Source organism: Polyangium sorediatum (genome assembly GCF_029946465.1).
GTDB lineage: Bacteria > Myxococcota_A > Polyangia > Polyangiales > Polyangiaceae > Polyangium > Polyangium fumosum.
Map to the genome: position 1 here is coordinate 32,999 of NZ_JARZHI010000062.1, position 21,976 is coordinate 54,974.

Genomic DNA, 21,976 nt, shown 5'->3' on the forward strand with positions numbered 1-21,976 from the left:
GAGCAGAGCGCACCATGAGCACCTCGCACGCAGAGCACGACCACGGTCACGGAAGCGGAAACGGCGATCACGTTCCGCACGTCCTGCCGTTCAAGGTCTACATCGGCACGTTCAGCACGTTGCTCTTCCTCACGGTCGTCACCGTGGGCGCGAGCTACGTGGACCTCGGCCATATGGGCAACCTGATCGTCGCCCTCTTGATCGCCACGATCAAGGCGTCGGTCGTCGCGCTCATCTTCATGCACCTCAAGTGGGACCATAAGTTCCACGCCATCATCTTCGTCTCGGCCCTGATCTTCCTCGCGGTCTTCATCGGCATCACGATGAGCGACACGCAGTTCCGCGGCGAAGCGGAGGCGATCGAGGCGAAGAACCCGGTCGATCTGAAGGACCCGTTCAAGGCCGAGCGCACCGGCGACGTCGCCGTCCCCAAGGCGGCCGCCGCGCCCGCCGCCGCCGGCTCGGCCGCTCCGGCCGCCGGTTCGGCCGCCCCGGCCGCGACCCCCGCCAAGCACTGAGTTTTTCGCGTCCGCGCTGGGGGCACGCTCGGGCAAGCCGAGCGGCGCCCCCAAGCTCCAAGCGAACGCAGTCCTCCGCCTCCTCCACGTTTCCGAGAGCCGCGAACCGCTCGACACCGGGTTCGGACTCGCCATAGTCTGGCGACCCGATGTCGGCCCGTGTCTCCGTTCCCCCCATCGCCGCCGCCGAGCCGGGGACGGCGCGTGCGGCGGGTGGTGCACCTTCCGGGGGACAATCGTCCGTCAGGGCCGTCCTTTCGAGCGCGGATCCGATCCCCGAGGGGACCGCGGCGCGGTGGCTGATCCAGCTCCGCTGGCTCGCGATCCTCGGCATGGGCCTCACGACGGCGACCGGAAAATGGTTCGTCCCGGAACTCGCGGTCACGCCGGTCTTCCTGATCCTCGGCTTGCTCGTGATCCTGAACGGCTCGTTCGCGCTCGTGCTCGGCCGCATGCTCCGTCACGAGCAACGCCTCGTCGCCGGGCAGATCACGTTCGACGTGATCGCCCTCGGCGCCGTGTTGTGGGTCACGGGCGGCACGGGAAACCCGTTTGCCGCGTTTCTCGTCTTCCAGATCGCCCTCGCGGGGTTCCTCAGCAGCGGGCGCGCCGTCCTCGCGATCGCGGGCCTGACCGTGGCCGTCGGCGCGCTCGTCTCGTTCGCGGATCCGCTGCCACTCGCGTCGGCGCCGCTCGGCAAGGAGCGCGTCCACCACCTCGGCGCGTTCGTCTCGCTCGCGTCCGTGGCTGGGTTCCTCGGCGTGTTCCTGTTCGTGTATGCGCGCAGGCTCGACGAGCTCCGGCAACGCTCGCTCCGGAACGACAAACTCGCGATGCTCGGCCGCGTGGTCGGCGGCATGTCGCATGAGCTCTCGACGCCGCTCGCCACGATCCTGCTCGCCGGGCGCGAGCTCTCGGAGCTCACGAAGGACGTCTCGCCGGACGCCGCCGAGCTCGCGCGTACGATCGCGGGCGAGGCGCAACGGGCGAGCGACATCATCGGCCTCGTGCGCGGGTACATCCGGCCGGATCAGCGGTGCGAGGAGGTCGAGCTCGGCAAGCTGGTCACGGAGATGGCGGGGCGTGAGCTCCGGCGGCTCGCGTACCGGGGCGAGATCACGATCGACGCGCCTGCGCCGGTGCACGTGACGGTCATGCCAGCGGGCCTCTTGCAGGTGCTGGTGAACGTCTTGACGAACGCGACCGAGGCGATGGTGCGGACCGCGAAGCCGCGGATCGAGATTGTGGTGCGGGACGGCGGTGATCACGTCGAGATCGTGGTCGACGACAATGGGCCCGGGTTCGCGCCGGAGATCCTCGCGCGGCTCGGCGAGCCGTTTCAGACGACGAAGGAGCGCGAGGGCGGGATGGGGCTCGGGCTGTACGTGAGCTCGGTGCTGCTCGATCGGATGAACGGCATGCTCAGCGTGGACAATGGGATCGAGGGCGGGGCAAGGGTGACGATCCGGCTCGCGCGCCGTGTGGCGTCGCGTGACTGGGAGGTATGAGGATGCCTCGCAAGATCGAGACGGCGCTGCTCATCGACGACGACGACGCGTTTCGCACGACGCTCCAGGGCGCGATGCGGCGGCGTGGGGTGCAGGCGCGGACGGCGGCGACGGTGGAGGAGGGGCTCGTCTCGCTGGAGGACGCGCCCGTGGATCTCGTGGTCGTCGATTACCGCATGCCGCGCGTCGATGGTCTCACGGCATTGCCGCGGCTGCGCCGGCTCTGCCCGGAGGCGGCGATCGTGATGCTCACGGGATTCGGGGACATCCCGCTCGCGGTCGCGGCGGTGCGCGAGGGCGCGGACACGCTCTTGACGAAGCCGATCGACGCAGATCGATTGCTGCGGGAGGCGACGATTCTGTTCGAGCGGCCGCGCGCGCCGTTTACGGGGGCGCCGCCGTCGAGCCGGACGACGTACAAGCTCGACGAGCTCGAGCGCGACGCGATCAACGCCGCGCTCAAGGATTCGGGTGGGGTGATTGCGGTGGCGGCGAAGCTGCTCGGGATCGACCGCCGGACGCTCCAGCGGAAATTGAAAAAGTCGTCCTGACGAATCAGGCGTGAACGCGGGTGGATTTGCCGTTCTTGGCCTTCGCCTTGACCTGCTCGCGCCCGAGGATGTCTGCCAAAAACCGCCCCGTATGGGACTCCGGCACCCGCGCCACCGCCTCCGGCGCGCCTTCCGCGATCACGCGCCCGCCGCGCGCGCCGCCTTCGGGGCCGAGATCGAGCACCCAGTCGGCGAATTTGATGACGTCGAGGTTGTGCTCGATCACCACGACCGTGTTCCCCGCGTCCACGAGCCGTGCAAGCACCACGAGCAGGCGCCGGATGTCCTCGAAATGCAGGCCCGTCGTGGGCTCGTCGAGCACGTAGAGCGTACGCCCTGTTTGGGTTTTTCCGAGTTCGCGGCTCAGCTTCACCCGTTGCGCTTCGCCGCCGGAGAGCGTCGTCGCGCGCTGGCCGATCTTCATGTAGCCGAGGCCCACGTCCACGAGTGTCGTCAGGATTCGCTTCAGGGCCACGTGGTGCTCGAACATCCCGAGGCATTCCTCCACGCTCGATTCGAGCACCTCGGTGATGTTTTTCCCTTTGAAGCGCACCGAGAGCGTCTGCGCGTTGTACCGTTTGCCGCCGCAGACCTCGCAGGGCACGTACACGTCGGCGAGGAAATGCATCTCCACCTTCACGACGCCGTCGCCGTGGCAGCTCTCGCAGCGCCCGCCTTTCACGTTGAAGCTGAATCGACCCGAGTCCCAGCCGCGCGCCCGCGCCTCGGGCAGGAGCGCGAAGACCTCGCGGATGTGGTCGAACGCTTTCGTGTACGTGCCCGGGTTCGAGCGCGGCGTGCGTCCGATCGGCTGCTGATCGATGGCGATCACCTTGTCGAGCACGTCGAGCCCCTCGATCGTGTCGTGCGCGCCCACGGGGCCCGTCGCGTCGTGCAGCGCGCGGCTCAGCGCCGGGAGCAGAATGCCATTGACGAGCGAGCTCTTCCCTGCGCCGGAGACGCCCGTCACGGCCGAGAGGACGCCGATCGGGATGCGCGCATCGACGTTTTTCAAATTGTGCTCCCGCGCGCCCTTGATCTTGATCCAGCCGCTCGGCTTTCGGCGCTCGGCGGGGATCTCGATGCGGCGGCGGCCGGAGAGGTAATCGCCGGTCACGTTGCCTTTGGCCTCTTCGAGCTCCTCGGGCGTGCCGGCGAAGAGCACACGGCCGCCCTCGTGGCCGGCGCCGGGGCCGAAATCCACGACGTGGTCGGCTGCGCGGATCGTCTCCTCGTCGTGCTCGACCACGACCACCGTATTGCCGAGATCCCGCAGGCGCCGTAGCGTCGCGATCAGCCTCTCGTTGTCGCGCTGGTGCAGGCCGATGCTCGGCTCGTCGAGCACGTACATCACGCCCGAGAGCTCGCTGCCGAGCTGGCTCGCGAGCCTTATGCGTTGCGCCTCGCCGCCGGAGAGCGTGGTCGCCGAGCGATCGAGCGTCAGGTAATCGAGCCCCACGTTCATCAAGAAGCCGAGCCGCGCCTCGATTTCGCGCGACGCGCCCTCCGTGATCCGAGCCTTGCCGCCGGTCAGGGCGAGGTTTTGCACGAAATGGATCGCGGCGCCCACCGTCATTGACGTCACCGCGGCGATGTTCTTCTCGGCGAGGAGGACGGCGAGCGTCTCCGGGCGGAGGCGCCTTCCTTCGCAGGCGTCGCAGGGCATTTCCCGGAAAAACTTCCGGTAGACATCCCGCGCCATGTCGCTCGTCGTGTCGCGGAAGCGCCGCTCCAGGTTCGGGATCACGCCCTCGAACTTCATCCCGAAGGTCCCGTGGCTCTCCGAGCCCTCCTTGCCCCATTGCACGGCGATTTTCTTGCCTTCGAGCCCGTACAGAATGAGCTCGCGTTTCTTCGCCGAGAGCTTTCCGAACGGCGTATCGAGGTCCACGCCCGTCGCCTTGGCCACTGCGTCCGCGATGCGGAACGTCCAGCCCTCGCCGCGCGACATCGCCGAGGCCCAGGGCGCGATGGCGCCCTCCCGGAGCGAGAGCGCCGGGTTTGGCACGATGAGATCCGGATCCGCTTCGAGGCGCGTGCCGAGGCCGCTGCATTTCGGGCACATGCCGAGCGGGCTGTTGAACGAAAAGCTCTGCGGGCTGAGCTCGGGATAACTCTTGCCGCAGCACATGCGCGCCTGGCTGAAGGGGCGGGGGGTTTCCCCCTCGACGTCGACGATCATCTCGCCTTTGCCTTCGCGCAGCGCGAGCTCGATGCTCTCGGCGATGCGCGGGCGATCCTCGGCGCGCACCGTGATGCGATCGGCGACGAGCGAAATGTCGTGCCAGAGCTTCTTGTCGAGGCGGGGCAGGGGATCGAGCTTCTCCATTTGGCCGTCGACGATGACGCGCGAAAACCCGCGCGTCGCGAGATCCTCGAAGATCTCCTTGTGCTCGCCTTTCCGGTGCACGACGAGCGGCGCGAGAAGGGTGGCGCGGCTGCCCTCGGGCAGCTCCAGCAGCGCCTCGACGATCTCGTCGACGCTCTGCGAGGCCACGGCCTTGCCGCAGGTGGTGCAACGCTGCTCGCCGGCGCGGGCGTAAAGCACGCGCAGGTAATCGTAGATCTCGGTGATGGTTCCGACGGTGGAGCGCGGATTCGAGGACGCGCTCTTTTGCTCGATGGCGATCGTGGGCGAGAGGCCGGAGACGTGCTCGACCGACGGGCGATCGAGCTGGCCGAGGAATTGCCGGGCATACGCCGAGAGCGTCTCGACGTAGCGGCGCTGGCCCTCGGCATACAGCGTATCGAACGCGAGGCTCGACTTGCCCGAGCCGCTCGGGCCGGTGAACACCACGAGCTTGCGCTTGGGGACCTCGAGGTGCTCGATGCGGAGGTTGTGCTCGCGGGCGCCTTTCACGACGATGAAATCGGGCTCGCGGGCGGCGGGGATCTCGTTCTTCGTCCTGGTCTTGCGCATGGGCGGTGGTTTGTCCTCGGTAAATCGCGCGCGCCTGGGCCGTAGCACGTTCGTCCGTCCGTGTCTTCCCGAAACGCCATGTCCGTTCCCATTCGAATACACGTTCGTGTATACCGCGTTACGAGAAACACGGTAGAATGGTGTTTTCGTGACCACCCCGGAGACTTTGGGTACCAGGAAGCGCCGGTGCATCCTGACCTCGGAGCTCCGGAGGGACGTGGGGGGTGGCATTGGGCGCGCTCATCTGGCTCCTGCGTATCCTCGATCTCGTGATCGTCGGGTACGTGACCCTGTTTTTTCTGATCAACCTACGGTTCGTCCTGGTCAGTTATCGTCGCATTCGACACGAGCTCACAGCCGAGCTCGTTCGTCCCGCGTCGCTCTCCGAGCGCGACGCATTCTTGCCCGTCGTTTCGCTGCTCGTACCGGCCTACAACGAGGAGGTCACGATCGTCGAGAGCCTGAAATCGCAGCTCCGCCTGCGCTATCCGGCCTACGAGATCGTGATCTGCAACGATGGATCGAAGGACCGGACCGTCGAGGTCCTGCTCTCGGCGTACCCGTTCGTCCCGGCCGTGCTCGAGCGCGCGAGCGGGCTCGATACGGCCGAGGTGCGCGGGATGTGGGAGTGCCGGACGGGCCTGCCCGAGAACGTCAAGCGGATGGTCTTGATCGACAAGGAGAACGGCGGGAAGGCGGATGCGCTGAATGCAGCGACGAGCGTCGCCGCCGGCGAATTCGTGACCAGCATGGACGCCGATAGCCTGCTCGTCCCGGACGCGCTCCTGCTCGCCGTGCGCAAGGTGATGGAGTCGCCTGACGATACGGTGGCCGTGGGCGTGCAGGTCGGGCTCTCGAATGGATCGATCATCCGCGAGGGCGAGGTGAAGGAGCTCGCGCTGCCGACGAGCCTCATCGGGAAGCTGCAGATCGTGGAATACATGCGATCCTTCGCGAAGGGGCGGACGGCCTTGTCCGAGGACAACGCCGTGCTCATTCTCTCCGGTGTTTTCGCGCTGATCCGGCGTGACGTACTTTTCGAGGTCGGCGGCTTTCTCACGCGCCACGTTCGCTCCAGGATCTGCATCGAATACTGCACGGAAGGGGCGCACACGGTCTGCGAAGACATGGAGATCGTGGTGCGGCTTCATCGGTATCTGCTCGACAAGGGCAGGCCGGGGAGAATCGTCTGTTTGCCCTTCGCGGTCACGTGGACGGAGGCGCCCGAGAATTATCGGGACCTCGGGAAGCAACGAGCAAGGTGGTACCGGGGGCTCTGGGAGGTCATGAGTTATCACCGCGCGATGCTGTTTCGGCCGCAGTTCCGGCAGATCGGCCTCTTCGCGATGCCGTATCAGCTCGTGTTCGAGGCGCTCGCGCCGCCGACCGAGTGCGTCGGATACCTCCTGCTCGTCCTGACCTCGATCTTCGGCGCGCTCTCCGGCAAGGCATTGCTCGCGTTCATGGGGCTCGCGATGGCCATGAATTTCTGCCTGTCGACGCTGTCGATCGTGCTCTGCACGTTCTCGGCGCGGCCCGGGCGGGGGCACGCTGGCACAGCGTCGCTCGTGCCCTACCCGCGGGCGCGTGACGCGATTGTGCTCTTGTTCGTGGGGGTCTTGTCGAATCTAGGATATCGGCAATACCTGGTGTTCTGGCAGCTCCGAGGCCTCTACGATTTTTTGAAGGGGAAGAAGGGCTGGGATAAGTTTGGGCGCAAAGGGTTTGCGCCCGCTGCCCCCGCCGCACAGCGGGCTTGACGTCGGCATTCAAAGAGGATCGGGGGAGACGGTGAGTGCCCTTGTCTTGGTCCTGTACGTGGGTCTCGGGATCGCGGTCGTCGCGCTCGTGCCAGGTATCTCGGTCATCGGGCGTGAGGCGCTGCGGCGGCGGCACGAGCGGCGCGCGGTCGAGCGGCTCGCGGCCGCGCGGAAGGTGCTCTCCAGGCTGCGCGTCGAGCCGGCCGCGCGCGTGGCGCGATCGCTCGCGCAAGGCTTCGATCGCAGCACGATCCTGGCCGTCCTGGAGCAGGCGCTCGACGAGGAGGCGCGCTGCGCGGTGGTCTGCGAGGAGCTCGGCTTGCGCGCAGCCTGGGAGCGCGCGCTGCGCGAATCGAAATCGTGGAACGAGCGGGCCCACGCGGCGCGGATGCTCGGAAAGCTCGGCGCCGCGTCGGCGAGCCCCGCCCTCGCGTCGGCGCTCGCGAATCCGCACGAGGACACGACGGTGCGGCTCGCCGCGGCCGAGGCCATTGGATCCATTCCCGACATTGCGGTGCTGCCGCACCTCTGCGAGGCGCTCGCGTCGCAGGGCGAGGGGGGCGCGAAGGTCGTGGCCGAGGCGCTCATTTCCTTCGGATCGGACGCGGTGCGGCCGCTCGTGGAGATGCTCGACGACGAGCGTGTACAGGCGCGGACCTGGGCCGCGCGGGTGCTCGGGAAGATCGGCGATCCGGGGGCGACGTTGTCGCTCGTGGCGCAGCTCGGCGACGGCAATGCCGCGGCGAGGACGGCCGCGGCGGAGGCGCTCGGGCATATCGGGGATCCGCGGTCGACGCGGCCGCTCGTGAGCGTCGTCCTGGGCGATCCGTCGAGCGGCGTGCGCGCGCGGGCCGCGGCGGCGCTCGCGCGGGTGGGCGACGAGGAGGTCGTGGGGACGCTCGTGGCCACGCTCGGTGATCCCGATCCGGAGGTGCGATCCCGCGCGGTGGACGCGCTCGCGGCCCTCTCGCCGAAGGATCGATCGGCGATCGAGCGGGCGCTCTTCGATCCGTGCGACGACGTGCGGCGGAGCGCGGCGCTCGCGATGGATCGGCTCGGAATGGTCTCGGCCTGGGCCGCGGCGCTCGGGGAGGCGACGGGCGAGGGGCGCGCGGCGGCGCGAGCCGCGCTCGTGGCCGTGGGGCGCGCGGGTTTGTCCGAGGCGATCGTCGCCGCGGCGCGGCACGAGGCGGGCGCGGTGCGCGCGGGGGTATTCCGGATCCTCGGGGAGCTTGGTTCGTCCCGGCACGCGGCGGCGCTCGGGCGGGCGCTCGACGACGCGGCCGCGGAGGCGCGGGAGAGCGCGGCGCTCGCGCTCGGGCGCATCGGCGGCGAGCAGGCGGTGGCAATGCTGGGGAGGGACAAACCCGAGGGCGTCGCGCAGGCGGTGTGGATCGTGGCGCGCGCGCTCGCGGGCGTGGAGACGTGGGTCGCCGAGGCGCGGGCGCTCCTTTCGGACCCGGTCGCCGCGGCGGCGGCGCGGGCCGTCTGCGAGGCGGAGGGCGAGGCCGTGGCGCGGGCGTTCGAGGCGCGTGTGGGGACGGTGCGTCCTGCTGAGAGCGGCCGCAGGATGGTGACGCTCTCGCGTTTCGCCATTGCGGCGCGGCGCGCGGCGCGGCTCGAGGATCGGGTGCGGGCCATTCTGGAGCTCGCCGATCGGCGAGGGCCCGAGGCGACGGCGGCGCTCGCGGAGGTCGCCGTGAGTGATCCCTCCGCGGAGGCGCGCGCGCTCGCGGCGCGGAGCCTCGCGCAGGTGGAGGAGCGGTGGCTCGCGGTGCCCGCGCTCGTGCGGGCGCTCTCGGATCCTTCGCCGGAGGTGGTCTTCGAGGCGTCCCAGGCGCTCGGGCTCGGGGCTGGGGGCGAGGACAAGAAGGGGCGGCGCTCCTCGGAGGGGGCACCCTCGGAGCGGAATGGGGCGTCCCGACGAACGACGGGAAGCTTGTTCCTGGAGAAGGCGGGCGAGACCGCCGCTTGACGGCGCCCTGGCGGGGCCGTCCGTGCGGGCCCTCCCCGTCGTTTTTTTCTGCCGAACCAGACCTCGACGCGGACGCCGGCCCGCAATGCGTCCACGGGTTTTTATGTCGAACACGCACGCCTGCGCCGAGTGCACATCGTACGGTCGCGACGGGCGCGGGCGAACCCCGGACGAACTCCGCGTGGGCGTCGTCCATACCATCCAAGAGATCCCTGCTGCGGTGCTTCCCGTCGTAATCGGGATCCTCCTCCCTTTACAGAACACAGTCTGCGGGCAATCCTCCCGTTGGGCCTTTTCTTCCTGACCATGGCGGCGTGTTCCCGGCCGTCGCCACTGCCCTGGGAGGTGTCATGCGATCCATGCTTCACGCGGCCACGCCGCTCACGCGATTGAAGTGCTTGGCCTTCTTTGGCGCCACGCTCGGCGCGACGCTCTCGCAGTCCTCGGAGGTGTCCGCCGCCGACGCGTCTTATACCTTGTTCGAGAGCGGTCAGGTCCGTCCGATCGCGATGTCGCCGAGCGGGCATCTGCTCTTCGTGGTCAATACACCCGACAATCGCCTCGAGATTTTTCGGCTCACGTACAGCGGCATCCTGGAGCATACCGGCTCCGTGCCCGTCGGACTCGAGCCCGTCGCGGTCGCCGCGCGCAGCAACAGCGAGGTGTGGGTCGTCAACCACATGTCCGACAGCGTGAGCATCGTCAACGTGCACGGGACCGGATGGGGCTCCGTCGTGCGCACCCTGCACGTCGGCGACGAGCCGCGCGATATCGTCTTCGCTGGTCCGAGCAAGAACCGCGCATTCATCACCGCGGCCCACCGCGGCCAGAACGCGCCCTTCGACCCCCAGCTCACGACGCCCGGCGTGGGCCGCGCGGACGTATGGGTCTTCGACGCCGGAAGCCTCGGCGCGACGATGGGCGGCGCCCCGCTCAAGATCCTGAACCTCTTCGGCGACACGCCCCGCGCGCTCGCGGCCACGCCCGACGGATCGCGTGTTTATGCGGCCGTGTTCCATTCAGGCAATCGTACGACCATCGTCGACGAATCCCTGGTCCCCAACGGCGGCGAGGCGTTTGGCGGCGTGCCCGGGCCGAACACGAATTTCCAAGGGTTCCCCGCGCCCGAGGTCGGCGTCCTCGTGAAGTACAACGGTTCGTCGTGGCGGGACGTCCTCGGCCGCCCCTGGGATGACGCCGTGAATTTCTCGCTGCCCGACAAGGACGTGTTCGTCATCGACGCCAACGCGAACCCGCCCAAGCAGGTCGCGGGCTCCGCGGGGGCCTTCTCGGGCGTGGGGACGGTCCTCTTCAACATGGCCGTCAATCCCGTCAATGGGAAGGTCTACGTCAGCAACACCGAGGCCCGCAATGACCTGCGCTTCGAGGGGGACGGGATCTTCGCCGGCGAGACGCTCCAGGGCCACCTGCACGAGAGCCGGATCACGGTGCTCGGCCCCGACGGCGTCGCCCCGCGGCACCTCAACAAGCACATCGATTATTTCGATCTGCCGGCGCCTCCGTCCGTGAACCAGAGGAGCCTCGCGCAGCCGCTCGGCATGGCCATTTCGAGCTCCGGCACCACCCTGTACGTGGCCGCGTTCGGGTCCTCGAAGATCGGCGTGTTCAATACGGCCGCGCTGGAGAACAACTCCTTCGTGCCCAGCACGTCGAGCCACATCCCGCTGAGCGGCGGCGGACCGACGGGCATGGTGCTCGACGAGGGTCGAGCGCGCATGTACGTCCTCACGCGCTTCGACAATGCGATTTCCGTCGTGAGCCTGTCGACACGCCAAGAGCTCGCCCACGTGAAGATGTACAACCCCGAGCCGGCGAGCGTCGTCGCAGGGCGGCCTCTCCTCTACGACGCGCGGCTGTCGTCCAGCAATGGCGAGGCGGCCTGCGGGAGCTGCCACATCTTCGGTGACATGGACGATCTCTCCTGGGATCTCGGCAACCCCGACGGCACGATCCTGAACAACCCCGGGCCTTTCAAGGGGCCCTTGTTCATCAATCCCGATTTCCACCCGATGAAGGGCCCGATGGCGACCCAGAGCCTGCGCGGCATGGCGAACCAGGGCCCGATGCACTGGCGCGCCGACCGCACGGGCGGCAATGACGAGCCGAGCGTGCAGTCGGGGACGGGGGCGTTCGACGAGGAGGCCGCATTCCGGAAGTTCAATCCCGCGTTCGTGGGTTTGCTCGGCCGAACGGCGGAGCTCAGCGACGAGCAAATGCAGGCCTTCGCGGAGTTCATCCTCCAGGTCGCCTATCCGCCGAACCCGATCCGGAACCTTGACAATTCGCTGACACCCTCCCAGCAGGCGGGCCGCGCGTTTTTCCTCCAGACGGCGATCCTCCCCGGGGGGATCACCTGCGGGACGTGTCATCCAATCGATCCCAATGCCAACCCGCACGATCGTTTCCCAGGCTTCTTCGGGGCCGATGGATTCTCGGGTTTTGGCGGGCCGCCGCAGATCTTCAAGAACGTGCACCTGCGCAACCAGTACCAGAAGGTCGGCATGTTCGGCTCCGCCGCCGCCTTCGGCTCCGAGAACCCCGATCCCTTCCTGGGCGATCAGATTCGTGGCTTCGGTTTCACCCACGACGGGGCGACCCCGACGTTGTTCCAGCGCAGCTCCATTTTCGACGCGGGCACCCAGGTCCTGCCCGGGACCCTTCCGGACGGGGTCCTGGTCGCGCCGGGGATCCCTCTCACATCCGCGGGGGACCAGGCGAAGCGCGACATGGAAGCCTATCAGCTCGTGTTCGACACGAACCTCGCGCCCATCGTCGGGCAACAGGTGACGCTCACGGTGATGAACCAGGCGTCGGCGGCGGCGCGAATCGATCTCCTCTTGCAGCGCGCGAACGCCCTCGAATGTGATCTCGTGGCGAAGGGCATCTCGGGCTCGTCTCCGGCGGTGGAGGTCGGCTACCTCTACATCCCGGAGATCCAGCGCTTCGTCGTCAACCAGCAGGCGATTCCGCCGATCCCCGACGCGATTCTGCGTTCGATCTTCCTCGCGACGAGCAGCTCGCTCACGTATACGTGCGTGCCGCCAGGCTCCGGGGTGCGCATCGGCATCGATCGGGATCTCGACGGATATCTCGACGGCGACGAACTTGCCGCGGGGAGCAGCCCTGCGAATCCCCTGAGTACGCCCTGAGGAAACGACGCGGCGCGCGCGGGGTCATGCGCGCGTACGGGCGCGTGGTTTGTCGCCGAGGCTCCGGATCGCGAACGAGAGGCCATCGCGCAACGTCGCGAGCGTGATCACGCGGGAGAGGTCGAGGCCGAGCGAGACCATCGTCTGCGCCACGTTCGGCCGGATTCCGGTGATGATCCCCTCGGCGCCGAGCAGGCGTACGGCGCCGAGGATGTTCAGCATGTGGCTCGCCGTGCCGGTGTCGACGACGTCGACGCCGGTCAAATCGAGAATGGCAAAGCGCGCTTGCAGGCGCGAGACCGCGGCGAGGAGATCCTCGGTCACCCGGGCGGCGCGGTGGCTGTCGACGACGCCGACCATCGGGAGCGTGATCACGTGATCCCATACCTGGATGATCGGCGTCTCGAGGTTCTGGATGACCTCCTGTTGTCGCTCGATCAGCGCGAGCTTGGTGTCGAGCTCCTCGCGGGTCCGCGTGGTTTCGGTGACGTTGAGCGATAACCCCACGACGTGCTTGACGGCCCCATGTTCGCCCCGCACGGGGATGTACCAGTTCTCCCAATACATTCCGTGTCCCGACTGGATGTCGTGGGCGGGCGTCCCCGCGAGGGCGATCCGGACCCCCGACGTGCCTTCGGCGCCGTACATGACGTGGAGGTTCTGGCCGAGGAACGCGCCCCGCTCGATTCCGAGTGCGTCGATCCCCTTGCCGTCGTGGAAGGTGAAGGTGCCGCTTGCGTCGACGGCCCACACGATCAAGTCGAGGTGATCGAGCAGGAGCCGGAGGAGCTGTCCCAATTCGAGCGCCGAGGCGCGCGCGGGCGCGGACGGGGGCGCGAGGGCGGCAAGGCGCTCTTCCAGCTCAGCGACCCGCGCGCGCAGCGCTCTGTTTTCTTGCTCCAGATCCTGATCGGACACGTCGTCGGCCTCCCGATGGGGGCACCCCAAAGGCACGTGGCGCCCGATCCAACGACGATACCCAAGGGGGTTTTGGCGTGTCAATGGGAGGTAGATCGAAAAATGCCTAGAAAACGGGCACTTCCGTCAGGGGGATTGGTCTCGGGGATCGCTCGTGCGCCGGCTCAAGGCAGGCGCGTCAAGCAAGCCCCGGAGACGCAGGCGACCTGAATCGTCGACGTGTCCTCCGTGGTGTTCCCGTCCTCGGTGGTCGTGGGTTGGGCGATGCAATCGCAAAGCGCCTGCGCGCCGCATTCTTGCTCGGCCATCGAGACGGCCGGAACGTCCTTCGCGGCGAGGCCGATGGCCGCGAGGCTGCCGCAGCAATCGCGGACGTGCAGGATCTGGCTGCAATCCTGATCCGCGACGCAGCCTTTGCTCGCCGTCGGGAACTGCACGCTGTCGTCGAAACACGTGAGCATGAGCGGGACGCCGGAGCCGCCCGCGCCGCCCGAACCTCCCGCGCCGCCGGAGCCGCTCGGACTGCCGGAGCTGCCCGGCTCGACGGTGCTGCCACAGGCGAGAAAAAGGGGGAGCGCGGAGAAGGCCAGGATCGAACCAAGATAACGTCGAAGTTTCATGGCGTGATCATGCCGCCACGCGCCTCGGACGTAAAGCGCCGCGCCGCCGGGGCTTTCTTCACCAGCGCACGAGCGCGCCGAGCTCGAAGGTGTGCAGCGTGATGCGCTCGGCGCCGGGAGGGCCGCGGAACGTGAGGTTGTAGAGCGGCATCACGCGCAAAAAGTCGTACGGCCAGAGATCCGCGCCGACGTAGACGGCGTCCGTGACGAGGTCGAGGATCTGAAACGCCGCCGGGAATCGTTCGGCCTCGGCGCCGTGCGCATACCCCGCCCGGAGCGCGAGCCAGGGCAGGAGCGTGCGGCCCGCCGAAAACGAGAACGCATGGACGAGGCGGCTCTCGCTCGCGCCCCGAGGATCCTCGACGCGGACGTGCGTGAGCCAATACGTCGCGTCGAGCCGCAGCTCATCGCCAATCACGAGGCCGAGCGTCGGGCTGACCCCGTGCGTCTCGACGCTGCCCGTGTACCTTCGGTACGTGTACGCGAGGCCGCTCGTCAGCCAGGGCCGGATCGGCGCCGTGCCGTAGGCGCGGAGGCGGAGGAGGGGGATGCTCTCGGCCGGCGCGCCGAACGCAGCCTCGCCGCCGAGGGAAAAACCATGCCCGAAGAGCCACGTGGCCCGGCCGCCCCAGAGCGCGCCGTAGGCCCACCCGCCCGCCGCCGTCGACGGGCGCCCGCCGTGCTCGGTCTCCACGCCGAGGAGGAGCCTGCGCCACGCCTGCGAGACCTCTACGTCGACCTGCCCGAGCGCCGGCATGGGCGCGGGAAAAACGAGCACCCGCGTGGTGACCCGCGCATACCCCGTGGAGAGCCTTCGCGCGAGCGCGCGGAGCTCGGTGTTGCCGCCGGACGCGACGGAGGCCCGCTCCGCGAGCGCGTGCCCCGTCGTGAGATCGCCCCGCGCGTATTCGAGCCGCGCCCGGCAGGCGAGCAGGGCAGGGGTGTCCTTGCGTCGCGCCGCGTCGAGCGCCGCCTCGGCCTCGTCCCACAGGCCTTGCCAGGTGAGCACGTCGAAGAGGGCGGACCGGACGTCGTCGTCGTCGGGGTGGCGCGAGAGGACGTCACGATACGCGGCCGCCGCCCGCGCGTGGTGCCCCTCCCAGGCGTCGAGCCGCGCGAGCCCGGTCCGCGCCTCGTCGTCCCGCGGATCCCGCGCGAGGAGCGCCTCGTAACGCCGCCGCGCCGCGGGCTTGTCCCCGCCGTACGCGGCGCGTCGGGCCTCGTCGAGCAGCGCGTCGCGATCCGCGTGGAACACCTCGCCGCCGTGGCGCGGAGGCGCCGCCGTGCAGGACACAAGCAGGAGCAGGAGGGTCGCCCAGAGAGGGCCCGCGAGCGCGCGGCGGCCCAGGCTCCACGCCTGTGCACGGTGACTGCGCACGGGCCGAGCCTCCCACATCCACGCGCGCCGCGCACGCCACGGGCGCGGGTTTGTCGCGCAGGATCACGCGCGAACGTGTCCAGGACGCGGCGAGGGGCGAGGGGTGTAGATCAGTGGAAGCGGTACCCGACGCCGACGGGCAAGGCGATGGCAAACCCGTCCCACGTCTTGAGGAACGTGGGCCACGCGCTCGCGACCAGCGAGCCCGTCGTGAGGCTCTTGCCCTTGCCGAACTCGGCGAGCGTGTAGGAGACCTCGGCCGCGGCGCCGAACGAGAAGCCAAAACCGGTCTCGTTTTCCTCGGGGATCGTGCGGCTGAGCAGGAGCTCGACCTCGTCGCCGCCGTTGAGCGCGGCCCACTCGCTCGGGACCGCGCCGCGCGCGCCGTTGATGGTCGCGTTTTGTCCGCCGAACCCGACGACGACGGTGCCGCCGACCCAGAGGCGATCGTTCACGCGCACGCTGAGCGCGGGGCCGACGAGGAGCGAGTAGCCGCCCGTGACGAGGTAGCTGCCGAAGAAGCGGCCGCCGAGGTGCATCTTCTCGCTGAGCGCGTACCCCACGAACACCTGGCCGCCGACAGGGACGCCGATCGCAGGATCGACCGTGGCGTAACAGGCGCTCGCATCACAAGCCTTGTACTCGGCCGCCTCACCGCCGAGCGGGTAGGTGATGCGATACTCGTACGTGAGGGACGAGAGCGCGTCCACGCTGCCGCCGCCGAGGAAGAGCTGCGCGCCGCCGAACGCGCCGACGTCCACGACGAGGCGCTTCGCGCGGTGGATCGGGCCCTTGCCGTCGTCGGGCTCCTCGGGTTTGTCCTTCGGCTTCGTATCACCGGGGGCCGCAGCGCCGCCGTCGGTCTTCGTCTCGCTCGTCGGGGTCGTCCCGGCCGGTTGGCCCGTCGCGCCGGTGTCCCCGCCGGCGGGTTTGTCCGACGGCGTCGACGCGGCGCTTCCGTCTTCGGCGAGCGCCGGAACCATGACGCTCTTGCGCTCGGATGGCTTGAGGCTGAGCGTGGTCTCCCAGGGCTTTCGGCCGGGCGCGGTCGCCACGATCTTGTGCTCGCCGGGATCCACGGGCCGGCCCTTGCCGAGCGCGCCGAGATCGATCTTCTGACCATCGATCGCGATCTCGATGCCGGGCGTGTTCGCCGCGACAGACACGGTCACGCGCGGTAGCTTCGGCTCGATCGCCTTGCTGTTCGCGCGCGCGCGCGCCTCGACGTCCGCGCGCCCGGCCTTGCGGGCGTCGGCCTCGGCGTCGAGCATCTCGCCCCACGCGGTCGCGAGTTTGCCCTGTTTCTCGTGACAGAGCGCGAGATCGAGCAGCGTCGCGGGGCTCGGGGAGAGCTTGTACGCCTCGGCGATCTTGGGGCACGCCTCGTCGTACTTCTTCTCCGTGACGAGCTTCTTGCCCTCCTTGAGCAGCGCCTCGGCGTCGGCGGCGTCCGCGATCGCGAGGGGCGCGAGGCTCGCCGCGAAGAGGGCCGAAAGGAAGAAGCAGACGCGCGCGTGTCGTCGAGCAACGCGGCCGTCGTGGGGGACATGCACGTGGTTCGGCTTGTCTGTCTGGGTCATCGCATGGTCCGAAGGCGGGAGCCCGGAATAAGGAAAGCTACGAGCGTAGCGGGCTGGAAATCAATTTTTTCCTTCGTCCACGACGCTTGCGTCGACCGCATCGCGGTCGATGCAACCTGAGGTCCAGGGCGGTGCCCTGGTTCGGGTCCAGGGGCGAAGAGCCCCTGGTCGGGCCTGGGGTGAAGCCCCGGCGAGGCGCTCGCTTTCAGCGCGAGATGAGGCCCCGCCACCAGGCGGTGGGCGCGCGGCCCTTGTCCTGGGGGGCGTCGTCCGGATCGGGGCCCTCGAGCTCGTCGCTGAGGCCGGAGAAGGTCTCGTCGGTGTCCCCCGCGTCGAGGGAGGAGGGGGAGACGGTGGGATTCGCGCCCGTGAGCTTGAAAAGATCGGGCTGCAGGCTGTTCGGCCCGCCGGCGTTGTCCTGCTGCGTGAGGGATTTGAACTCGAGCAACATGAGGTCGAGCATCTCGCCGATCATCGCGAGCCCGTCCTTCCGGACAGCCGGCGCGCCCGCGGCGCCGAGGACGAGCTCGGCGACCTCGTACTCGCTGACGGGCCTGCCGAAGCGATAGAGGAACCGCGTGAGATCGCGGCCAAAATCGCGCGCGGTCTGGTAGCGGCCGTCGCGATCACGCGCGAGCGCGGTGCGGAGGATCTCTTCGAGCTCCGGGGGGACGTCCGAGTTGATGGGCTTGAGCGACGGGATGTTCGACTCGCGCACGAGCTTGACGGTGCCGAGGTCGGTCTCGCCGAGGAAGAGGCGGCGACCGGCGAGCATCTCCCAAAGAATGATGCCGGCGGCGAAGACGTCGACGCGTTTGTCCACGCCGAGCTCCATGACCGTCTCGGGCGCGAGATATCCGAATTTGCCCTTGATCATGCCGGCGTCGCTGTTGGCGAGCTGGCTCGACGCCTTGGCGAGGCCGAAGTCCACGATCTTGCACTCGCCGTGGCGCGTGATGAGCACGTTCGCCGGCGTGACGTCGCGGTGGACGATGTTGAGGTGTTCGCCGTCGGGCGTGTGGAGATCATGGGCGTAGGCGAGGCCCTGGCAGATCTTCGCGGCGATGAAGCACGCACTCTCGACCGGCATCGGCCTGCCGACCTTCTTCTGGTACTCGATGACCTGCTTCAAGTCGGCGCCGTCGACGTACTCCATGACGATGAAGTACGTGCTGTCGCCGACGCCGATGTCGAAGACGCTCACGACGTTGGAGTGCGCGAGGCGGCCGGAGAGGCGGGCCTCGTCGAGGAACATGTCGATGAACTGCTCGTTCTTGCTGAGGTGCGGGAGAACGCGCTTGATCGCGACCTGCTTGCGGAAGCCCTCGATTCCTGCGCTCTCCGCGACGAACACCTCGGCCATACCGCCCGAGGCGAGCCGCTTGATGACCCGGTAACGCTGGTTCTCCGACATCGCTGGTTCCTCGTGCCCCCCGCGCTTTGGAGAGTGTACCCCCTCGTCGCAAGGATGTGAGGTTTTTGTCCCACATCGTTCAGGGGACGATGTCGACCGCGAGGACGTAGGCCTCGATCCCACCAGGCTGCGTTCGCGGCGCCTCGGCCGTCCAAGGATCCCGCGCGAGCCGGACGCGCACGCAGCGCGGCGTGCCCTCTTCATAGGCGATCGCGGGGCCTGTCCAGGGAGAGCGCGAATCTTCCTGCGAGAGCGTACCCTCACCCGCCGTGTGCACGCGGACCCTGCTGCCGAGCTCCCGGCCTCGCATCGTCGTGACCTCCAGCACCGAGCCCGCGTCGCGCACGGCGTCGCGCGCCGTCCAGTGGATCGCGTGTCCCTGCGCGCCCGCGCCGACGCAGTACGTGTCCTGATCGTCGATCCACCCGAGCGCGCCCGTCCGCGTCTCGCCGGGCTCAATCGACGTGGCCGAGGGCAACTCGTCGTTCGGCTCGATCTCGTGCGTGGAGCTCTCCTCGGCGAGCGCGACCGTGATGGCATAGGTGTCGGACACGTTCTCGTGCACGAAAGGAATTTTTCGATCGCCGCGCGGATCCAGGTCCTGCAGCACGGAGGCGTAGTAGCGGCCCGGCTCGATGCTGAGGCGCGGGATCGAGAGAGAATGGCCGGGTCGACCCACGCAGTACTGCGCGATCGGGGCCTGGAAGCCCTGCCGGTAGAGCAGCGTGCAGGTCTCCATGTTCGGGAGCGCCGTGACCACGAGGCGCGCGATCCGCGGCGTATCGCTCGTGCCTTTCGGGATCTCGAACGTGTAGAAGTCGCGATCGCTGCGCTGCGCGTCGATGCGCTTCCCGAGCAGCCCCGACGCCGACTCGCCGAGCGGCAGCGGCGTCGCGTTGGCCGCCGTGTCATTGGGCTCGATCTCCACGCCCACGAAGCGCGGCGTCCAGCGTCGCCACATCACGAAGAGCCCTGCACCCGCGCCGAGGACGAGCACGAGGCTCGACGCGAACCAGGCGAGGTGCCGGCGGCTCCTGAGCTTGCGCTCGTACGCCTCGACCTCGTCGCGGCTTGCGATCTCGCCGGGGCTGCGTTCCGCCCCCGCCAGCGCTGCGCGCGTGAGCTTCCGGAGCGCGCTCGCGTCGAGCAGCGCCTCGACGTCCGTCCCGAGCTTGCGTAGCTCCGCCGCGATCGCCGCCTGCAGCTCCTCGGCGTTTTGCCATCGCGCCGCGGGCTCCTTTTCGAGCGCGCGCAAGACGATGGCGTCGACCCCGGGCGGCACGCCGCGCGAAGGCACGCGGATCGACGGCGCGACGGGTTTTTCCGTGACGTGTTTGACCAGGATGCTCGCCGAGGTCTTCGCGTGAAACGGATAATGGCCGGTGAGCGCGTGGTAGAGGAGCACGCCGACGGCGTAGAGATCGGCGCGATGATCGACGGAATCGCCGCGGATGAGCTCGGGCGGAAGGAAGTACGGCGTGCCGATGAGCTGATCACGGCGCGTCACCTCGCCGCCCGCGTTCGCGTCGGCCTCCTCGCGCAACTTCGCGATGCCGAAGTCGAGCACCTTGGCGATGTCGGTGCCGCCTTCCGTCGTCGTGATCATCACGTTCTGCGGCTTGACGTCGCGGTGCACGATGCCCTTGCCGTGCGCCTCGCCGAGCGAGCTCAGGATCTGCAGGACGATCTTGCCGAGCCGCGCGAACGGCATCGGGCCGCCGTCGGAGAGCACCGCGGCGAGATCTCGGCCCGTCACGAGCTCCATCACGATGTACGTGAGGCCCGCGTCCACGCCGTAGTCGAAGACGTGCACGGTGCTCGGGCTCGACAGGCGCGAGACGGTGAGCGCCTCGCGCTTGAAGCGGCGCACGACCTCGGGGCTCATGCTGAGCTCGCCCGCAAGCAGCTTCATCGCGAGCAACTTGCCGAGGTGGACGTGTTCAACCTTGTAGACGACGCCCATGCCGCCACGCCCGATCGGCGTGAGGATGCGGTAGCGGCCCGCGACGACGAGGCCGATGAGCGGATCGGCGCGGTGCGCGATCGCCTCGTCATCAAGGGGGAGCGAGAGCGCGAGGGCCGCGATGCGCGACGTCGGTTGGGGCGTCTCCGCGGACGCAGTCGTGTCGACCTCCGGGGAGGGCTCCATGAGCAGCGCCGTGGTGTCGGCGTCGTTCGGAGCCGTTTCTCCAAGATCGTCCTCGCCGATCGACATGAACTGCCGGATTGTGCCCGAGCGGCACCCGCACGGGAAGCAAACACCCGCTCAGACCCACGCGCCTCGCAGCCGCTCGGCGGCCGTGCGCACATGCACGGCGGTGATCGGCTGCCGGAGCGGCGGGCGTAGCTTCTCCACGATCTCGCGCGCGAGGACGTTCACGACCCACGGGTGCCCGCCCGAGATCGCGGCGATTTGCGCCACAGCCTCGTCCCGGAACGGCTGCCCCGTCTCCTCCGTGTGCTCCGCGCAGAGCGTGGCCACCTGCGCAGCCGTGAAATCGGGCAGGCGGAGCGACGTCGACCCGGGCCCGAGCAGCTCCACGGCCGAGGCCTGCACCTCCTCGGAGCCGCAAAACACGACCGACCACGGCGCCGCGCGGGGCCGCGCCTCGTACGTCGCCCGCATCTGCGTGAGCAGGCTCGCGCGGGTCTCGCGCGGCAGGAGATCCACGTCGTCGAGCAGCAGGACGAGCGGCCGCGGGCACGCCCGCGCCCACGCCGAGAGCACGACGCCCGCGAACCGCACGTCGTACGAAGGGGGCCACGGCGGAGGCCGCAGCGGCGCCGGGAGCTGCTCCCCGGCCGCCCGCGCGATCGCCTCGAGCAGCGCCCGCTCGCCCGACGCCCCCTCCGCGGCGCCGCCCCTCAGCCGGCAGGAGGCCCGCACCACGGCCCACGCGCCGCCCTCCGCGAGCCCAGCCGCGAGCCCCCGCAGCCACGTCGTTCGCCCATGCAGCCGCGGCGCGTGCACCACCACGTACGCCCCGCGCGCCACCAGGTCCGGCACCTCCACGAGCCGCGTGCTCGCGTTCAGCATGTAATGCAGCTCATCGTGGCAGGGCCCCACGACGTTGAACCTGCGGCGGTGCCGATGCGTGCTCAGGAACCGTGCCCCTGCGGCCCTGTCGTGCCCCAGGCGTTCGCTGGAATCTCGGTCATGTTCGATGGCTGGTTCACCGAACCAGCCTTGCCCGTGTTGCCTCGTCGTCGTGCTCACGACGAGGGATGTCTCCAGGGACCGCGGATTCGAAGTTTTTCGCGACCGGTCAGCGCGAACCGGGGAGCCGCCCGAGGTGCATCCCGACGAACCCGGCGCAGAGGCAACCGACGAGCGTCGCGGTGCCATACAGCGCGGCGAGGCGGGGCTGCTCGTTCTGTACGTACTGGACGACCTCCAGGTTGAACGTGGAGTACGTCGTGAATCCGCCCAAAAAACCCGCCCCGAGCGCGACCTGCAGCGTGGGGCCGAGCCACGTGGCGCTCCGGGAGAGCTGGAAGAGGAGCGCGAGCAGGAACGAGCCGAGGACGTTGACGGCGAGGGTCCCGTAGGGAAACGCGGAGCCGTACCGCGCGAGGGACCAGGTCGTCACGAGGAACCGCGCCCCCGAGCCGATGGCCCCGCCGACGCACACCCACACGAGCTTCATCCCCATCGGTGCGCGCG

At 68.9% G+C, this 21,976-nt stretch carries 15 protein-coding genes; 6 read left to right on the forward strand and 9 right to left on the reverse strand.

Annotated elements, in window-relative coordinates; genetic code table 11:
* Nucleotides 1-14: 14 nt before the first annotated feature.
* The 3 genes from QHF89_RS39250 (at nucleotide 15) to QHF89_RS39260 (ending at nucleotide 2,577) form a co-directional block, all read left to right on the forward strand.
* Complete coding sequence (locus QHF89_RS39250) at nucleotides 15-518, forward strand: cytochrome C oxidase subunit IV family protein (protein ID WP_136972390.1); 504 nt, start codon at nucleotides 15-17, stop codon at nucleotides 516-518.
* Nucleotides 519-667: 149 nt separating this feature from the next.
* Nucleotides 668-2,026 (forward strand): ATP-binding protein, encoded by a 1,359-nt coding sequence (locus QHF89_RS39255; protein ID WP_136972389.1) that lies wholly within the window; start codon nucleotides 668-670, stop codon nucleotides 2,024-2,026.
* A 2-nt stretch (nucleotides 2,027-2,028) separates the two neighbouring features.
* The gene (locus tag QHF89_RS39260) at nucleotides 2,029-2,577 is read left to right on the forward strand and encodes a response regulator transcription factor (RefSeq protein WP_136972388.1); all 549 of its coding nucleotides are present in this window, start codon (nucleotides 2,029-2,031) and stop codon (nucleotides 2,575-2,577) included.
* A 4-nt stretch (nucleotides 2,578-2,581) separates the two neighbouring features.
* Here the strand turns inward: QHF89_RS39260 and uvrA are convergent, their stop codons facing one another.
* Nucleotides 2,582-5,497 (reverse strand): excinuclease ABC subunit UvrA, encoded by a 2,916-nt coding sequence (uvrA, locus tag QHF89_RS39265; protein WP_136972387.1) that lies wholly within the window; start codon nucleotides 5,495-5,497, stop codon nucleotides 2,582-2,584.
* A gap of 224 nt (nucleotides 5,498-5,721) precedes the next feature.
* On the opposite strand from uvrA, the gene QHF89_RS39270 reads away from it, so the two are divergent.
* The 3 genes from QHF89_RS39270 to QHF89_RS39280 all read left to right on the forward strand — a co-directional run bounded on the left by QHF89_RS39270 (nucleotide 5,722) and on the right by QHF89_RS39280 (nucleotide 12,402).
* Nucleotides 5,722-7,257 carry a glycosyltransferase gene (locus QHF89_RS39270; RefSeq protein WP_136972386.1) on the forward strand — a complete coding sequence of 512 codons (1,536 nt, stop codon included), beginning with the start codon at nucleotides 5,722-5,724 and terminating at the stop codon, nucleotides 7,255-7,257.
* 31 nt (nucleotides 7,258-7,288) lie between these two features.
* Nucleotides 7,289-9,232 carry a HEAT repeat domain-containing protein gene (locus QHF89_RS39275; protein ID WP_136972385.1) on the forward strand — a complete coding sequence of 648 codons (1,944 nt, stop codon included), beginning with the start codon at nucleotides 7,289-7,291 and terminating at the stop codon, nucleotides 9,230-9,232.
* Nucleotides 9,233-9,591: 359 nt separating this feature from the next.
* Nucleotides 9,592-12,402 carry a YncE family protein gene (locus QHF89_RS39280; RefSeq protein ID WP_284721515.1) on the forward strand — a complete coding sequence of 937 codons (2,811 nt, stop codon included), beginning with the start codon at nucleotides 9,592-9,594 and terminating at the stop codon, nucleotides 12,400-12,402.
* Nucleotides 12,403-12,426: 24 nt separating this feature from the next.
* Here QHF89_RS39280 and QHF89_RS39285 read toward each other — a convergent pair whose 3' ends face one another.
* From QHF89_RS39285 to crcB, 8 genes are all read right to left on the reverse strand, one after another.
* The gene (locus QHF89_RS39285) at nucleotides 12,427-13,320 is read right to left on the reverse strand and encodes an STAS domain-containing protein (RefSeq protein WP_136972384.1); all 894 of its coding nucleotides are present in this window, start codon (nucleotides 13,318-13,320) and stop codon (nucleotides 12,427-12,429) included.
* 164 nt (nucleotides 13,321-13,484) lie between these two features.
* Complete coding sequence (locus QHF89_RS39290) at nucleotides 13,485-13,940, reverse strand: hypothetical protein (protein ID WP_136972383.1); 456 nt, start codon at nucleotides 13,938-13,940, stop codon at nucleotides 13,485-13,487.
* A 58-nt stretch (nucleotides 13,941-13,998) separates the two neighbouring features.
* Nucleotides 13,999-15,318 (reverse strand): tetratricopeptide repeat protein, encoded by a 1,320-nt coding sequence (locus QHF89_RS39295; protein ID WP_284721509.1) that lies wholly within the window; start codon nucleotides 15,316-15,318, stop codon nucleotides 13,999-14,001.
* Between the two features lie 110 nt (nucleotides 15,319-15,428).
* Nucleotides 15,429-16,898, reverse strand: coding sequence for a hypothetical protein (locus QHF89_RS39300; RefSeq protein ID WP_136972381.1), 1,470 nt, complete (start codon nucleotides 16,896-16,898; stop codon nucleotides 15,429-15,431).
* A gap of 205 nt (nucleotides 16,899-17,103) precedes the next feature.
* Complete coding sequence (locus tag QHF89_RS39305) at nucleotides 17,104-18,312, reverse strand: serine/threonine protein kinase (protein ID WP_284721510.1); 1,209 nt, start codon at nucleotides 18,310-18,312, stop codon at nucleotides 17,104-17,106.
* A 79-nt stretch (nucleotides 18,313-18,391) separates the two neighbouring features.
* Complete coding sequence (locus tag QHF89_RS39310; RefSeq protein ID WP_136972380.1) at nucleotides 18,392-20,527, reverse strand: serine/threonine-protein kinase; 2,136 nt, start codon at nucleotides 20,525-20,527, stop codon at nucleotides 18,392-18,394.
* A gap of 51 nt (nucleotides 20,528-20,578) precedes the next feature.
* The gene (locus QHF89_RS39315) at nucleotides 20,579-21,349 is read right to left on the reverse strand and encodes an AAA-like domain-containing protein (RefSeq protein ID WP_136972379.1); all 771 of its coding nucleotides are present in this window, start codon (nucleotides 21,347-21,349) and stop codon (nucleotides 20,579-20,581) included.
* A 229-nt stretch (nucleotides 21,350-21,578) separates the two neighbouring features.
* Nucleotides 21,579-21,965 (reverse strand): fluoride efflux transporter CrcB, encoded by a 387-nt coding sequence (gene crcB / locus QHF89_RS39320; protein WP_284721511.1) that lies wholly within the window; start codon nucleotides 21,963-21,965, stop codon nucleotides 21,579-21,581.
* Between the last annotated feature and the right edge of the window lie 11 nt (nucleotides 21,966-21,976).

Coding starts and splice junctions, on each gene's coding strand:
- QHF89_RS39250 (WP_136972390.1), top strand. CDS start 15: ATGAGCACCTCGCACGCAGAGCACGACCACGGTCACGGAAGCGGAAAC.
- QHF89_RS39255 (WP_136972389.1), top strand. CDS start 668: ATGTCGGCCCGTGTCTCCGTTCCCCCCATCGCCGCCGCCGAGCCGGGG.
- QHF89_RS39260 (WP_136972388.1), top strand. CDS start 2,029: ATGCCTCGCAAGATCGAGACGGCGCTGCTCATCGACGACGACGACGCG.
- uvrA (WP_136972387.1), bottom strand. CDS start 5,497: ATGCGCAAGACCAGGACGAAGAACGAGATCCCCGCCGCCCGCGAGCCC.
- QHF89_RS39280 (WP_284721515.1), top strand. CDS start 9,592: ATGCTTCACGCGGCCACGCCGCTCACGCGATTGAAGTGCTTGGCCTTC.
- QHF89_RS39290 (WP_136972383.1), bottom strand. CDS start 13,940: ATGAAACTTCGACGTTATCTTGGTTCGATCCTGGCCTTCTCCGCGCTC.
- QHF89_RS39300 (WP_136972381.1), bottom strand. CDS start 16,898: ATGACCCAGACAGACAAGCCGAACCACGTGCATGTCCCCCACGACGGC.
- QHF89_RS39305 (WP_284721510.1), bottom strand. CDS start 18,312: ATGTCGGAGAACCAGCGTTACCGGGTCATCAAGCGGCTCGCCTCGGGC.
- QHF89_RS39310 (WP_136972380.1), bottom strand. CDS start 20,527: ATGTCGATCGGCGAGGACGATCTTGGAGAAACGGCTCCGAACGACGCC.
- QHF89_RS39315 (WP_136972379.1), bottom strand. CDS start 21,349: ATGCTGAACGCGAGCACGCGGCTCGTGGAGGTGCCGGACCTGGTGGCG.
- crcB (WP_284721511.1), bottom strand. CDS start 21,965: ATGGGGATGAAGCTCGTGTGGGTGTGCGTCGGCGGGGCCATCGGCTCG.